Origin of the sequence: Streptomyces sp. NPDC091271 (genome assembly GCF_044757505.1) — a bacterium.
Lineage (GTDB): Bacteria > Actinomycetota > Actinomycetes > Streptomycetales > Streptomycetaceae > Streptomyces.
Genome location: NZ_JBIVVD010000002.1, coordinates 1,017,797 through 1,032,188, shown reverse-complemented (window position 1 = coordinate 1,032,188; position 14,392 = coordinate 1,017,797). Strand labels below are relative to the sequence as shown.

General features: G+C 71.7%; 11 protein-coding genes. 2 read left to right on the top strand and 9 right to left on the bottom strand.

The genetic code is table 11. From position 1 onward, the window contains the following. Nucleotides 1-24 precede the first annotated feature (24 nt). A complete protein-coding gene (locus tag ACIQM3_RS11695; RefSeq protein ID WP_401622266.1) occupies nucleotides 25-948 on the top strand; it encodes a LysR family transcriptional regulator in 924 nt (307 codons plus the stop codon). A 3-nt stretch (nucleotides 949-951) separates the two neighbouring features. Here the strand turns inward: ACIQM3_RS11695 and ACIQM3_RS11690 are convergent, their stop codons facing one another. From ACIQM3_RS11690 to ACIQM3_RS11670, 5 genes are all read right to left on the bottom strand, one after another. Next, on the bottom strand, nucleotides 952-1,422 hold the full coding sequence (locus tag ACIQM3_RS11690) for a pyridoxamine 5'-phosphate oxidase family protein (RefSeq protein ID WP_401622263.1): 471 nt from the start codon (nucleotides 1,420-1,422) through the stop codon (nucleotides 952-954). Nucleotides 1,423-1,507: 85 nt separating this feature from the next. Continuing rightward, complete coding sequence (locus ACIQM3_RS11685; protein ID WP_401622261.1) at nucleotides 1,508-1,960, bottom strand: Rieske (2Fe-2S) protein; 453 nt, start codon at nucleotides 1,958-1,960, stop codon at nucleotides 1,508-1,510. A gap of 48 nt (nucleotides 1,961-2,008) precedes the next feature. Next, a complete protein-coding gene (locus tag ACIQM3_RS11680; RefSeq protein ID WP_401622258.1) occupies nucleotides 2,009-2,179 on the bottom strand; it encodes a hypothetical protein in 171 nt (56 codons plus the stop codon). Between the two features lie 208 nt (nucleotides 2,180-2,387). Beyond that, nucleotides 2,388-3,593: a cytochrome P450 gene (locus ACIQM3_RS11675; RefSeq protein WP_401622432.1), complete on the bottom strand. Its 1,206-nt coding sequence runs from the start codon at nucleotides 3,591-3,593 to the stop codon at nucleotides 2,388-2,390. A gap of 249 nt (nucleotides 3,594-3,842) precedes the next feature. Continuing rightward, the gene (locus tag ACIQM3_RS11670) at nucleotides 3,843-4,421 is read right to left on the bottom strand and encodes a TetR/AcrR family transcriptional regulator (RefSeq protein WP_401622255.1); all 579 of its coding nucleotides are present in this window, start codon (nucleotides 4,419-4,421) and stop codon (nucleotides 3,843-3,845) included. Nucleotides 4,422-4,495: 74 nt separating this feature from the next. On the opposite strand from ACIQM3_RS11670, the gene ACIQM3_RS11665 reads away from it, so the two are divergent. Next, nucleotides 4,496-5,545: a zinc-binding dehydrogenase gene (locus ACIQM3_RS11665; protein WP_401622252.1), complete on the top strand. Its 1,050-nt coding sequence runs from the start codon at nucleotides 4,496-4,498 to the stop codon at nucleotides 5,543-5,545. A 130-nt stretch (nucleotides 5,546-5,675) separates the two neighbouring features. Here the strand turns inward: ACIQM3_RS11665 and ACIQM3_RS11660 are convergent, their stop codons facing one another. The 4 genes from ACIQM3_RS11660 to ACIQM3_RS11645 form a co-directional block, all read right to left on the bottom strand. After that, entirely contained in the window at nucleotides 5,676-6,701 is a 1,026-nt protein-coding gene (locus tag ACIQM3_RS11660; RefSeq protein ID WP_401622249.1) for a hydroxyacid dehydrogenase, read from the bottom strand. A 495-nt stretch (nucleotides 6,702-7,196) separates the two neighbouring features. Continuing rightward, nucleotides 7,197-10,568, bottom strand: a complete 3,372-nt coding sequence (locus ACIQM3_RS11655) for a S8 family peptidase (RefSeq protein ID WP_401622247.1) — start codon at nucleotides 10,566-10,568, stop codon at nucleotides 7,197-7,199. Continuing rightward, nucleotides 10,565-10,864, bottom strand: coding sequence for a sulfurtransferase TusA family protein (locus ACIQM3_RS11650; protein WP_401622245.1), 300 nt, complete (start codon nucleotides 10,862-10,864; stop codon nucleotides 10,565-10,567). The genes ACIQM3_RS11655 and ACIQM3_RS11650 overlap by 4 nt, the downstream gene beginning before the upstream one ends. A gap of 98 nt (nucleotides 10,865-10,962) precedes the next feature. Beyond that, nucleotides 10,963-14,073: an ATP-binding protein gene (locus ACIQM3_RS11645; protein WP_401622242.1), complete on the bottom strand. Its 3,111-nt coding sequence runs from the start codon at nucleotides 14,071-14,073 to the stop codon at nucleotides 10,963-10,965. Nucleotides 14,074-14,392 lie beyond the last annotated feature (319 nt).

Genomic DNA, 14,392 nt, shown 5'->3' with positions numbered 1-14,392 from the left:
ACTTCTTGGCGTAGTATCGCTTACATGTTGAATCTGGAGCGCCTGCGGACGCTGGATGCCCTGGCACGGCACGGCTCGGTGAGCGGTGCGGCCGACGGTCTCCACGTCACCACCTCGGCCGTCTCCCAGCAGATGGCCAAGCTGGAACGGGAGGTGGGGCAGCAGCTCCTGGCCAAGAACGGACGGGGGATTCGTCTCACCGACGCCGGCCGGCTGCTTGCGGACCACGCCGCGAAGATCCTTTCGCAGGTGGAGGTGGCCCAGTCCGACATCGAGGCGCAGCGGGGCCAGGTGGTGGGCGAGGTGCGGCTCGCGGCCTTCCCGACGGCGGCCCGTGGGCTGTTCCCCTCCGCTCTCACCTCACTCCGCGCGGATCATCCGGAGCTCAGGCTGCGTACGACGGAGCTGGAGCCGGAGAGCGGGATCCGTGCGGTGCTCCGGGGGGATGCCGACCTCGCGGTGGTCCTCGACTGGAGCAACAAGCGTCTGCCGGTGCCCGGAGGTCTCGCCAAGGCGGAACTCCTCGACGACGCGCCGGACATCGCCATGCCCGTCGGTCACCCCCTCGCCGGCCGGACGGAGGTGGACATCGAGGACTTCGCCGAGGACGACTGGGTCTCCTGGCCCGAGGGTGAATTCTGTTACGACTGGCTGGTGTTCACCCTGCGGTCCAAGGGCATCGAGCCCCGCATCGCGCACCTGGCAGGCGAGCATCACACCCAACTCGCTCTGATCGCGGCCGGCTTCGGCGTATGCGTTGCGCCACGGCTGGGGAGGGGGCCGGTTCCGGACGGGGTGAGCCTGGTGCCCGTACGACAGCCGATGCGGCGTCATGTTCACGCGGTGTGGCGCGCGGACGCCGACCGGAGGCCGTCGATCAGGGCCGCCGTGGAGGCTCTGCGTGCGGCCGGCCGGGCTCTTCACGCGCCGATTTCCGGGGGCCCGTGACGGTCACGCTCCGGCGGGCAGCTTCGTGAAGTCCCAGGACCTGACGGTCTGCGGTGTGAGCCGCAGCCAGGCGTGCCGATCGTCGTACGGCATGGAGTCCAGACCGAAATACTTCGTCGCGAACAGCCTTTCAGGTGCGTCCAGTTCGGCGCAGTCCTCGCCGGCGCGCGGAATCTCGCCGACGAACGAGACCTCACCGGACAGCTCCACACCGCGCAGCTCGCCGTACTCCGTCCCGTCGTCCACCACCACGGCGACCTTCGGGTCGCGCCGCAGCTGGGCCCAGCGCAGGCTCCGGGTGAGGGAGTACAGCCAGACAGAGGTCCCGTCCCACACGAACCAGAGGGCGCCGATGTGCGGCATGCCGTCGGGGGAGACGGTGGCGACCCGGCAGGTCCGCTGTTCCGTGAGGTAGGCGTCCCGTTCCGCGTCGGTCATCATGATCCGACGGCCACGGCGCTGGGCAACGGTCACGGGACGCCTTCCTGAGCTTCGGCCGGTTCCGGAAATCATGGGGCGTCGTCCGTGATCGCGCAATGGCCCCGCCGGGTGCGGCCTCTCACGCCAGAGTGATGGAGCCACCCTCCACCCGGATCTGCTTCTCCGGCAGAGGCATCGTCGCCGGGCCGCCCGTCGCCTCGCCGGTCGCCGCGTCGAACGTACTGTTGTGGCACGGGCAGGTGATCACGCCGTCGGCGATCCCCTTCACCGCGCAGCCCTGGTGGGTGCACTTCGAGGAGAAGGCCTTGAACTCACCGGCCTTCGGCTGCGTCACCACCACCCCCTGGTCGGCGAGGACGACGCCTCCGCCCTCCGGGATGTCGGCTGTGCGGGCCAGGGGCGCGCCGCCGTTCGCCCCGTCCTTCTCCCCGGCCGGTTCGACCGTGTCCGAACCGCCGGAGTCCTTGGACCCGCCGCCGCACGCGGTGAGAGCGACGGCCAGTCCCGTCGCCCCGACAGCGACGACGGCGCGACGCCCTACATGGCCCTGACTCTCCTGCGATGCGCTCATGCCCAGCTTTCCCTTCGTCGGAGTGCGAGACGCCGGGTGAGGACGACGTCAGGTGTGGATACGGATCCTCGCAGCCTCGCGTTCAGTCGCGGGGCTGATCCTCCGCAACGGCCCGGCGAGGAGCATGCCGACGTCCACGGCATCCGCCACCGCGCGGGTCCCCGCGTCGTCGGGGTGCAGGCCGTCCCCGCTGTCGTAGGCGGAGGGGCGTAAGCGCATCGGCGTACTCCTTCGTGCGGTGCGTCGACGGTGGCGCCCTGCACCGCCTCCGAGGGTCCTCCGGCAATGTTGTCACCGGCCGGACGGGTCTGCCGTCATGCAGGAGACCGGAGCCGGGGCGGGGGCACAAGGGCTGTTCGAGTCAGGTGGGAGCACCTGGTGTCCGACTGCCACCCCCGCGCCGGTTCCTGCGGCCCGGCGCTCCGCCTCAGCCGCGCAGGCGTACCGGCAGCGCCCTCACGCTGTTGCCCACGAAGGAGTCGTGGCGCGGCAGTTCGGCCTCCGGGACGGCTAGATCCAGGTCGGGGAAGCGTGCGAACAGCTGCGCGAGCGCGGCAGTGCTCTCCATCCGGGCCAGCGGAGCACCCATGCAGTAGTGCGCGCCGTGGCCGAGCGAGAGGTGCCGGGCCCCGCTGTCACGGGTGATGTCGAACCTGTCGGCATCCGGGCCGTGGGCCTTGCTGTCGCGGCCCGCCGCGGAGTAACCGGCCAGCACCGGGGTCCCCTTGGGGATGACGGTGCCGTCGAGCGTCAGATCGCGGGTCGGGTAGCGGAACGGGAAGTAGCTGACCGGGCTGTCCCAGCGCAGCGTCTCCTCCACCACGTCCTCCCAGCTCGCCCCGCCCGACCGGACCAGGTCGAGCTGGTCCCGGTGGGCACACAGGGCACGTACGGCGTTGGTGATCAGATTGAGCGTCGTCTCGTGTCCGGCGATGATCGTGAGCATCAGCGTGCCGATCAGCTCGTGCGGGCCCAGCCGGTCGCCGTCAGCCTCCCGCGCCGCGATCAGCGCGCTGATGAGGTCATCCCCAGGCCTCTCTGTCCGGGCGGCCGCCACCGCGCTGAGCACCTCCACCATCTCCCGGTTGGCCGCCATGGCCTCGGCGGGAGCTATGTCGGTGGCGACGATGCGGTTGGACAGGTGGTGCAGCCGGTCGTGGTGCTCGGCGTCCACGCCGAGGAGTTCGCAGATGACACCCATGGGCAGCGGCAACGCGAAGTGCGCGCGCAGGTCGGCTACACCGTCACCGGCGATCGCGGCCCGGTCGAGACCGTCCAGGAGCGAGGCCGTCAACGCCTCCACGCGTGGCCGGAGTTCCTCCACCCGGCGCGCGGTGAAGGCCTTGCTCATCAGGGACCGCAGCCGTCGGTGGTCGGCGCCGTCGGCGGTGGTCATCCCCTGCACCGTCGCGAACGTCTTCAACGGCCAGCCGTCGGCGATCTCACCCGCCTGGAGCGCTGCGAAGTGCTGTGCGTCCTTGGCGACATCGGGGTGCGCGAGGAACTCCTTGAGGGCGTCATGCCCGAGGACCGCCATGCCCTCGACCTCGCCGGGCAGGATCACCGCGGCGACAGCGCTCTGGGACAGCAGGCGGGCGTTGGCCGCGTGCGGACAGCCGCCGGAGGGGTCCATGCGGTGCGGGCTGCCGGGGGCGGAGTTCACCGGTGACGTGTTCAACTGGGCTCCTTCTCGAAGTGCTTCCAACTGCTCGCGTGACAAGCGGATGATGCCAGTGATGACTCGGTGCCGCTGCCGACGGGTGTTGACATGGCCCGGCCCTGAACGGGATTACACGTCGGGGGACTTCGACTCGTTCAGCGGCGACGCTCCCACCTGGACCACCGGGACCACCTGAACCACCGACGACGCCGGGGAGCCTTGTCAGCGGGCCCTCTCGGGCGCACCGGCCCGGACCAGGGCTCGTGCCAGGCCGATGCTCGCCGAAAGGGTTTCGAGTGCGAGCGGCTGCGTGGCGAGCGCGCCCTCGTGGAGTACGAGGAGCTGGGTGGCGAGAACGGCGGGCTCCGGGCAGCCCGCCGCGGTGGCCAGCTCGCCGAACAGGTTCAGCAGCCAGAGCTTCTGGTCCGCCGCGATGCGGTGCGCGGGATGCGAGGGGTCCGGGAGCTCGGCCAGCGCGTTGATGAACGCGCATCCGCGGGCGTTGGCCCCGCTCCAGCTCCGCAGCGCGTCGAAGGGCGCGGTGACGGCATCGACGGGGCTGTCGCAGGCGTCGACGGCGGCGCGGACGAGCGTTCGCCAGCGCCGGTCACGCTCGGCGAGGTAGGCCGCCACGAGGTGGTCCTTCGAGCCGAACCGGTTGTAAAGGGTCCGCTTGGTCACGCCTGAGTGCTCGGCGATCAGATCCACGCCGACCGCCGTGATTCCGCGGTCGTAGAACAGCTCCTCGGCGGCCGCCACGATGCGGCGGCCGGCCGGCGTCATGGACTGTGCTTCCGGCATCGGGCGCCTCTTCACTGATCGGTGTACCGTGGTCAAGGTATACAGATCAGTATACCGTTGAGGAGGTTCGAGCGATGGACGTATCGGAGACCATGCGAGCGGTGCGGATCGCGGAGCACGGAGGGCCGGAGGTTCTCGAGCCGACAGAGGTGGCCGTGCCTTCCCCGCAGGCGGGAGAGGTGCTGGTCCGGGTGAGCGCCGTAGCGCTGAACAACACCGACCTGTGGACCCGGGAGGGCGCCTACGGCCGCCCGGGAGATCCGAAGGCGCTGTCGGGCTGGCGGGGCCCGATCGCGTTCCCGCGCATCCAGGGCGCCGACGTGGCCGGCCGGGTCGTCGCGGTCGGCGCCGACGTGGACGGAAGCCTGGTCGGTCGCCGCGTGGTCGTCGACCCGGCGATCTACGACACCGAAGGCCCGGACGCGAACCCGGTGGGCCTGATGGGGAGCGAGCGCGACGGCGGTTACGCCGAGTACGTGACCGCACCGGCCGCGCAGGTGTACGACGTGACGGAATCCCCGCTCACCGACGAGCAGCTCGCGACGCTGCCGACCGCCTACGGCACCGCGCTGGGCATGATCGAGCGGGGCCGGCTGCGGGAGGGGGAGACCGTCCTGGTCTCCGGAGCGTCCGGCGGTGTCGGCCTCGCGCTGATCCAGATCGCCCGCGCGCGCGGTGCCCGGGTGCTCGCCATCAGCAGCGGATCCAAGATCGACGCGGTGCGCGAAGCGGGCGCACACGACGTCATCGACCGTGCGCACGACGTCGCGGGGCAGATCCGCGCCGCCGCCCCGGAGGGCATCGACGTCGCACTCGACGTGGTCGCCGGGGACCTGGTGAGCGAGTGCCTGCCGCTGTTGCGCGAGGGTGGCCGCTGGGTCGTCGCCGGTGCGCTCGGCGGGTTCGACGTGGCCTTCGACGTGCGCCGCCTCTACCTGCACAACGCGCAGTTGATCGGCTCCGCGATGCACACGCCCACGCACTTCGGCCTCCTCATGGACCTTGCCCGCCAGGCCGGGATCCAGCCCGTGGTCGCCGCGACGTTCCCGCTGGACCAGGCCGCTCGGGCGCAGGAGCAGCTCGCCCGCAGGGAACACGTGGGAAAGATCGTCATTCGCCCCTGACGGCCGGCAGCCCGCCCCTGTCACGCGGGCCGGCAGACGCTGCGCTGTCGGCCCAGGGCTCGGCTCCTGTGTGTGTATCAGACGCTCGAAGGGCCGATCTCGTGACAGGGGCGCGTACGGATTCGAACGCTCAGCGCAGCCGGGCAAGGGCTTCGGCAGTGACGGCGTGGACCGGCGGACGCCCCGCGAGCAGGCGCAGCACCTCGTTGGCGGCGCTGGTGCCCAGCCGCTGCCTGCACTCGACGCTGCCGGCTCCCTGGTGCGGGGTGAGCAGCACATTCGGCAGGGAGCGGAAGGGGTGGCCGACGGGCAGCGGCTCGACGTCGAAGACGTCGAGCGCCGCGTCCAGCCGGCCGGTGGTCAGTTCGGACAGGAGGGCGTCCTGGTCGACCAGCCATGCGCGGGCGGTGTTCACCAGACCCGCGCCGTCAGGCATCAGCGCCAACTGCTCGGCGCCGAGCATCCGGTGGGTCTCCTCGGTGACCGGGGCGTGCACGGCCACGATCCGGCTGCCCGTGAGCAGCGTCTCCAGCGGAACGGATTCCACGCCGAGCTCCCGGGCGTCCGCTTCGGAGAGGTACGGGTCGGTGACGCGCACCCGCGCTCCCATCGCCCGGACCATCCGGATATAGGCCCGGCCGGTGCGGGAGGCACCGATCACTCCGATGTCGCTGCCGTGGATCTCGTGGCGCGGCGGTGCCTCGCTCGCCGCCGCCCAGTCCAGCCCGCCGCGCAGGGAGTGGTCGAAGCGCTGGACGCGATGGAGCAGCGAGAGCGTGAAGGCGAGCGCGACCTCGGCGACCGGGCGGGCCATTTCGTCTCCGGCCTGGGTGACGAGGATGCCCCGCCGGAACACGTCCTCGGTGACGTAGGGGGCGACCGCCGAACCGGTGTGGGCCACCAGCTCCAGCCGGTCGGCGTGTGACAGGAGCGCGGCGTCCACCTTGGGCGCCCGCCACGAGAGGATCAGCGCACGGGCGCCGGGCAGGGCGGACGCCACCGCCGCCCGGTCGGTGTGCTCGTCGATGACCGTGAGCCGTGCGGAGCGTTCCAGCTCCTGCCACACCTCGGCGGTGAAGAACTGGGCGCGCAGGTGCGGCGGTACGGCGACGACCACCCGGGAGGAGCGGTCGGCGGTTTCAGGAAAGCCAGGCATCGAGGTGCTCCGCAACGAAGGCGTCATCGGTCGGCCAAGGGTAGGCCGCGGCCGCCCGGGCGATCTCCTCGGCGTCCCGGGGGAGAGTGTCTCGGGGCGCCCGAACTCCTGCGCCGCCAGTCGCAATAGTCTGATGAGATCGAGCCAGCGGTTGACCACGTGGACAACGCGTGGTCAGCAGCGGGCAGGAACAGACAGAGATGGTTTGCATGCCCGCCCGTCCTTCTTGCCGATCAGATCTGCGGTCGACCGGGGGCGACGTCCGGTGCAGCGCCGGCGCGGCAGCCGAGGCGGGAATCGGGTGGATGGAGTCACGGTGCCGGAACTGTCCGCGCCGAAGACGAATGAGGGCGGGTGCTCAGGTCGGCCGGTAGCGGGTTCGCGGTGAGCGTGGTCGCGCAGAGAATCGAGGTGTTGCTCCCGCGGTTCGGCTCGCCAACAGGTGTTGAAGCCGGGGCCCCGGCTTTCCGTACCGGGGCCCCGGCATGGTGCGCGTCAGCGGACGGGTATCGCCCGTGGCAGGGTGAGGTCGAGCGAGCCGCCGGCGCTGTCCCGCACGGTCAGCCGCAGACCGAGGAAGCCGCCGGACACCAGCGACGACGCCGGGGCGAACACGTGGTAGCGACCGTCGTGGCCGCCCAGCGCCGCGGTCCGCGTCCAGGTCTTTCCGCCGTCGGCCGTGACCCAGGCGCGCACGCCGTGGAGTCGGCCCTGGGCTCCGGTGACCTGTGCCGTCACGTCGAGGAGACGGCCGGGACGAGCCCGGTTGAGGTCGTCGAGCGAGGCGTCGAGGGTCGCGTTGAGCAGGTGGACAGGGGTGGCCTCGGTGCTCGCACTGCCGTCCGCGGAGAACTTCCAGGTGGCGGTCCCCTCTCCGCCCATCGGGAAGATGCCCTGCGAGGTGAAGGAGCGCGTCAGCTCGTACGAGGCCGGGCCGGCGTCCGCGAACGTCTTGTCGATCGTGCTGCCCTTGTCCGCGACGAGGACACCGTCGCGGTACAGGCGGGTGGTGGAGGACCAGCGCTGGGGGACGTTGAAGTCACCGTACGTACCGGGCCGGCCCGCGGTGTTGATGCTGTCCTGGACCCCCAGCTGGAGCCGCGCACCGGTGATCTGTCCGCCGGCGGTCATCGAGAGAGGGCCCTCGAGGTAGGTGGCCTTGGTGGTACGGCCCGGGGTGTAGGTGAACTGCTGAGGGGTGTAGTCCATCACCACGTTGTTGACACGGCGGTAGCTGAAGCGCAGCCAGGTGACGCCCTGGGCGGTGATGTACTCGACACGGGAGCGGGGCACGGTGAGGCCCGAGGGCGAGGTGACGTTCAGGTCGGTCAGGCCGGTGCCGTACGGAGTGCTGCCTTCCTGGTATCGGCGGGTCTCGTTCATACCGCGGTGGGTGGTGCGCACCTTCGCGAGCCTGCGGAGGTCACGGTCGGTCAGGATGTGCCGGGGGTCGGCGGGCACGTTGTCGGCCGTGAACGCGAGGTCGTACAGCTCGGAGCTGTCGCCCGCGTAGTGGTCGCTTCCGGCGTCGGCGAGTCGCCAGTGCTCGTTGAACAGGACGGTGCCGAGGTGGGCGTCGGTGGTGGGCGTGATCCACAGGGCATCGGTGCCGAAGGCTCCGTAGGCGCCGCCGACCAGGACGGTGCGGGTGAGCGCGTACTTCCCGTCGTCGGTGCCGCGCCGCATGTTGGCCGTCAGGGACTCCGGCCGGGTGTCGCGGCCCTTCACCGAGGCGTTCCAGGGGCGGGTGGTGCGGGCGTCGAAGACGATGGTCTTCTGGTCTGCCGCCAGGTCGGCGCTGACCACGGCCAGCTGGTTGACGCCGTCGATCCTCATCGAGAGGGAGGCGAGGCCGATGTAGGGGCCGTCGGGAACCCGGACGGTCGCGGTCCCGCTGGTGCCGATGGGGAACGTGTACGTGCTGCCGTTGTCCGTGTTCAGCAGGGACACCTGGCCCGCCGTGGGGTTGCCGGCGCGGTCGAGGGTGCTGACGGCGAGGTTCTTGGCCCGGTCCAGGACCAGAGGTATGCGAAGGCCGCCGGCGCCACCGGTGGCCGTGAGCGCCCCCGAGTACGCCCCGCTCCGGGTGCCGTCGGCGTGCACGGTGAGGGTGACCTTCGCGGAACCACCCGCGGGGAGTTCGACGCGGGACGGAGAGACCGCGATGATCCCGGCCGGGGGCTGGGCGCCCGCGGCGGCCAGGGTGGCCCCGAGGTCGAGCGTGGTGGCCGAGCCACCGGTGTTGGTGAGTTCGACGGTGCGGGTGATCGGACCGCTGTTGGCCTCAGCCTTTCCGAAGTCGACCGCGCCGGTGTCTGCCACGACGGTCTGCCTCAGCGCCGCGTCGACGTTCATGACGCCGCTGCCCACCTCGTGGACGTCCTGGTCCGCGGCCGGTGCGGTCGCCGTGGACATCAGGGTGTGCTTGAGCTGGTCGGCCGACCACTCGGGGTGCTCCTGGGCGAGCACCGCGGCGGCACCGGCCACATGCGGGGCAGCCATCGACGTACCCGAAAGGGCGGTGTAGCGGGGGTCGGACTGGATGGTGCCGATGGCGACCCCCGTGGCGCGGGCGGCGACGATGTTGACGCCGGGAGCCGCGATCTCGGGCTTCACCGTGCCGTTGAAGGACGGGCCGCGCGACGAGAACGACGCGGTGCCACCCACGAAGTCGACGGCCGCGACGGACAGGGCGTGTGGGGCGATGGAGGGGGCCGAGACCGTGGAGACGCCGGGGCCGTTGTTGCCCGCGGACACCACGAACAGGGTGTCGGAGGAGGTCGTCAGGTCCTCCAGAGCCGTGGTCACCGCGTCCGTGCCGTTGGTCGGGCCGCTGCCCAGTGACATGTTGACGACCTTCGCGCCCTGCGCGACCGCCCACTCCATGCCCGCGATGACCTGCGAGTCGGAGCCGGAACCGTCATCGCCGAGAACCTTGCCCACGATCAGATCGGCCTCGTAGGCGACACCGGAACGTACACCGGGAGCACCCGCCCCGCTGCCCGCGACGGTGGCGGCGACGTGCGTGCCGTGGCCCACCTTGTCCAGGACGCCGCCGCTGCCGGTGAAGTCGGCGGTGGCGCTGATGCGGCCCTCGAGGTCGGGGTGGGTCCGGTCGGCGCCCGTGTCGAGGACGGCGACCTTCACACCCTTGCCGGTACGTCCGGCCGCCCACGCCTTGTCCGCGCCGACCTGCGCGAGGTTACGGTCCAGGGCGTCGGCCTTCACCTTGCCGTCGAGCCAGATACGGCTGATGCCCTTGAGGTCACCGGCGTCGGAGCCGAGGACGCGCGGCGCTGAGCCGCCCGCGGCGGGGGTCGCGTCCGCGAGTTCCCTGCCGACCCGGTCGGCGTCGTCCTTGTCGAGGACGGCGGTACGGGCTTGCAGGGAGGGAAACTTCCGCTCGGCCGGGAGCAGTCCGCCGGTCTCCAGCGCCTCGGGCTCGGAGGCGGCCGAGTGCTGCACGATCAGCGGCAGTGAGTCGCGATGCGCGTCGTCGAAGCCGTCGCGGATCAGTGCGCTGACGTTGAAGAGCTCGGGGTCGAGGACCGTGCCGACCTGACCGATGACGTCACTGGGATAGAAGTACGCGTCCTTGCCGTCGTCGCTGCGGGTGAGGATCCGGCCGGGTGCCGCGTCCTCCGGCGGGACGGCGGTGTACGACGTCGTCCCGTCGGGCGCGGTGGCCATGGTGATGCGGTCACCGGTGATGAGGGTGACGGAAGCGGTACGGGCCGGGGTGGTGGTCAGGACCGGGGTGGCGGCAGCGGTCTCGGGCGTTGTTGCGGCAACTGCGCCGACCGGTTGCGCGCAGAGCAGGGAAGTGGCGAGCACCAGGGTCAGGTGCGCGCGGTAGCGGTGTCTCACGGCATCTCCGGGAGGTGGGTCGAGGCGACGGGCGGTTCGGTGCGGGCGGGTACGCGCACCAGGAACGAGGTGGCGTCTGCGGTCTCTTCGGTGGCCAGAAGCGTGCTACCGGCGGTGGAGCACCAGCCGGGTAGAGCGGCGCTCACGTGCTGGTCGGCGGTGATCACTTCGAGAAGACTCTCCGGCGGCAGGTCGTACAGGCGCCTTTCGAGCAGTGCCTGCACGCGTTCCCACGGCTCACCACCCGCGTCGACGACGGCGGTTACCGTGCCGTCGGCACCGGTTGTGGCATGCATGGGGCTCCCCGCGTTCGGCCCGGTAGTGGACTACGCGGTCCAGGGCGAGGACCGCGGGGAGAAACTATCCAGTGGCCGTTACCCGGCGATTACCGTGCTCAGGAGGTGGTGACACGGGCCGTGCGCAGCTCGGCCAGCTCCGCTGCCAGCCGTCGCATACCCGCGCTGATCTGAGGATCTCCGCTGTCGCCGAGGGCCCGGGAGCACTCGGTGAGGGAGGACTCCGCCTCGTCGAGACGCCCGGTGCGCAGCCGGACCTCTGCGAGGGTGACGAGGGTGTAGGGCAGGCACCAGGTGGCGCCGAGGGTCCGGGCGAGCTCCACGGCGGACTCGGCGAGCGCGTCGGCCCGATGGTGGGCTCCCACGAGGAGTTCGGCCCCGGCGAGGTTGCTCTGGTCGAATGCGAGGACCGAGGGGTCGCCGGTCCGTCGAGTGAGGGCGACAGCCTGCCGGGCGTGATCGCGGGCCTCTTCAAGACGGCCTTCTTTGCGGGCGAGTTCGCCGACCACGGAAAGGGCGCTGGACTGAAGGGCCACGTCGTCGGTTCGCTTGGCCGCCTCCCATGCCCGGCCTGCGGCCAGCCGGGCGTCGCGGGTGCGGTCGGCGACGAGCAGGGAGGCGGTGCGAACGGTGAGCAGCCGTGCCTGAAGCGGGAGTCGTACCTTCTCGGGGAGGTGTGCCATGGCGTCCTCGGCCCGGTCGGCGGCGTGTGCGACGTCGGCGGGACGGCCCGCGTGAAAGCTGAGGGCCGCGGTGGAGACGTAGCGGGTGGCGCTTTCCTCGGCGGTCTCGGTGGCGACAGTCGCGGCGAGCTCGGTGAGGGCGGAGAGTCCTTCCTCGGGCCGGCCTGACCGGCCGAGTACCTCGGCCAACGACACCGTGGCACGCCGAGCCCCGGGCCGGTCGCCCGCGTCGCGCAGGTCTCGGTGGGCGCGGCGCAGCACGTCCTCCGCCTCGCCGTACCGAGCCGCGCGGCGCAGGACGTCGGCCCAGTCGAGGCGGACAAGGGTCGCGGTGGGGTCGCCGGTGGCGTCCAGCCGGGTGATCAGCTCCTCGTAGTAGCCGCAGGCGGTGTCGTTGGCGTAGAGAGCTGCGGCGCGCTGTGCGGCGCGACGGAGAAACTCGGGGGCGCGGGCGTCGTCGGCGCGGGAGAGGTGGTAGGCGACGGTGTCCACCGCGTCCGGCCGTACGTCCAGGACGGCGTCCGCGTACGCGGAGTGGAGCAACCGTTCGGCACCTCGGCTGAGTTGGTCGGCACAAGCGAGGCGGACCAGGGGGTGGCGGAAGGCGTAGCCAGGGCTGGGGCGGCCGGCGACGACGCTGTCGCGTTCGTCGACGAGGCCGGCTTCGGCGGCGGCGTCCAGTGCGGCGATGACGGCCGGGCCGCCCATCGGCGGATGCAGGCCGCGGGCGGCGACCGGGCCCAGTTCGGCCAGCGCGACCGTGCCGCGCCCGGCGACGGCGAGTGTGGAAAGGGCGCGGCGAGCGTCGGCGGGCAGCCGGGCCAGGCGTTGGGCGACCAGGCCCCGGATACGGTCGGGGATCTCGACACCCTCTCGGGAGGCCCCGGAGCCCACTCCGTGCGAACGACGTTCGGCGGGCTGCCCAGCAGCGAGTTCCAGGGCGAACAGCGGGTTGCCGAGAGAGAGTTCGAAGATGCGGGAGGCATCCGTGTCCTGACCCGCGCGTGACTGGTCGTGGGTGGCGAGGGTGGCGAGCTCGTCGCAGTGTGCGCGGCCGAGCCGCAGCAGGTCGATCTCGACGGCCATCCGGCGGCTGATGAACGCGTCGAGGGTGTAGGCGTCCCCACCGTCCGTCCTGGCTGGTTCGTCGCGGCGGGTGCCGATGAACCGCCAGCGCCTGGGGTGAGCGGTGCGGACGAGGTGGTGCAGCAGGCTGAGCGAGCCGGGGTCGGCGCCGTGCAGGTCGTCGAGGGCGATCAGGACGGGCCGTGCTGCGGCGAGGTCGGTGAGCATGCCCGACACGGCGCGGAAGAGGCGGGCACGTTCTTCCTCGGGGCTGCCGACGGCGGGTGGCGGCGCACCGAGGCTGGGCAGCAGAGCGGAGAGGGCGGGGTGTTCGGCGCCGATCGCGGCGCGCTCCCCGAGGGGGCAGGCGGCGAGGTAGCTGTCGAGTGCCTCGGCGAAGACACCGTAGGGGGTGTGTCCCTCGGCCTCGTGGACCGCGCCCCAGAGAACGGTGACCCCGCTCCCTGCGGCGCTCCGGGCGGCCTCGGCGACCAGCCGGGTCTTGCCGATGCCCGCCTCGCCCCGGACGAGCACCAGCGGGTTGCCGGTGGTCGAGGTGGCGTGCTCGGTGAGGAGGGTGAGGGGCCGCTGTCGGCCGATCAGCGGCAGTGTGGCGGACTGCCGAATCGCTGCGGGAAGCGGCTGCGGGCGCGTACCGGCCGGGGCGGGCCTGCGTGGGGCGATGACGGCGAGCGCCGAACGGTGCAGGTCCTCGAACTCGGTGGAGGGCCGTACACCCAGTTCGTCCGAGAGCGCTTCCCGGCAGGCGTGGTACTGCTGGACGGCGAGGCGCGGCTGCCCGGTGTCGAGGAAAGTACGGGCGAGCAGCAGGTGCCGGGCCTCGTCGGTGGGCACCTCCTCAACTGCGGTATGCAGCACCTGGAGGGCCCGCTCGGGCCGGCCCTGGGCGATCAGCCCTTCGCTGAGACCGGACGTGAGCTGGTCGCGCAGTCGTCCCAGTGCCGCCCGGGGGGCTTGGGCCCAGTCTTCGTAGCGGTCCTCGGGGAGGAGTTCGGGGCCGAGCGCGGCGTGCGCTGCGGACATCGCGTCGAGGTCTCCCGTGCGCAACGCCTCCCGTGCGGCGGCCTCCCGCTCCTCGACGTCCACCAGCACCGTGCCGGGTGCCAGCCTCAGCAGGTCGCCTTCGGTAAGGACGTAGGCCGAGCCGGCGCGGGGGGCCAGTTCGGGTTCGAGGGCGTGGCGGGCGGCGTGGAGGGCGACACGGAGGTTGCGCAGTCCGGTGGCCGGGTCCGCCTCGGGCCACATGACGTCCATGACCTCTTCGCGGTGCCGGACACGTTCCGGTGCCACCGCGAGGAGTTTCACCAGGGTCCGTCCGGTGTTGCGCCGCCAGTGGGCAGCGACCGGCGCTCCGTTCTCCCGGCCGACACGGAACCCGCCGAGCAGTTGGATCCGGAGTGGGGCAGGCCCGGTTCCGGACTGCGCTGCGGCTTTGGGCATGTCAAGGATTCTAGCGATCAACTCCTCTCCCCACGAGGCCCGTTGCGCCCCGGGCGTTACGGCTGAGTTACCTCCTGTGCCGTACGGGTCGACATGGGTGGCGTATTCATGCCGTCTGTCGCCAATGCGCCACCTCAACCGCCGGCCGGGGCTTCTGACCGTGATCCACGCGGTGCACGTCCGCTGACCTGCCCCGCACGCCGATCCCGCACAGCCGTCCGGGCCGGGGGGCCCCCCCCCCCCCCCGGGGGGGGGGCGCCCGCGGGGGGGGGGGGGGGGGGGGTTTTTTTAATGGGGTAGTAATGGGGTATAAATTTTT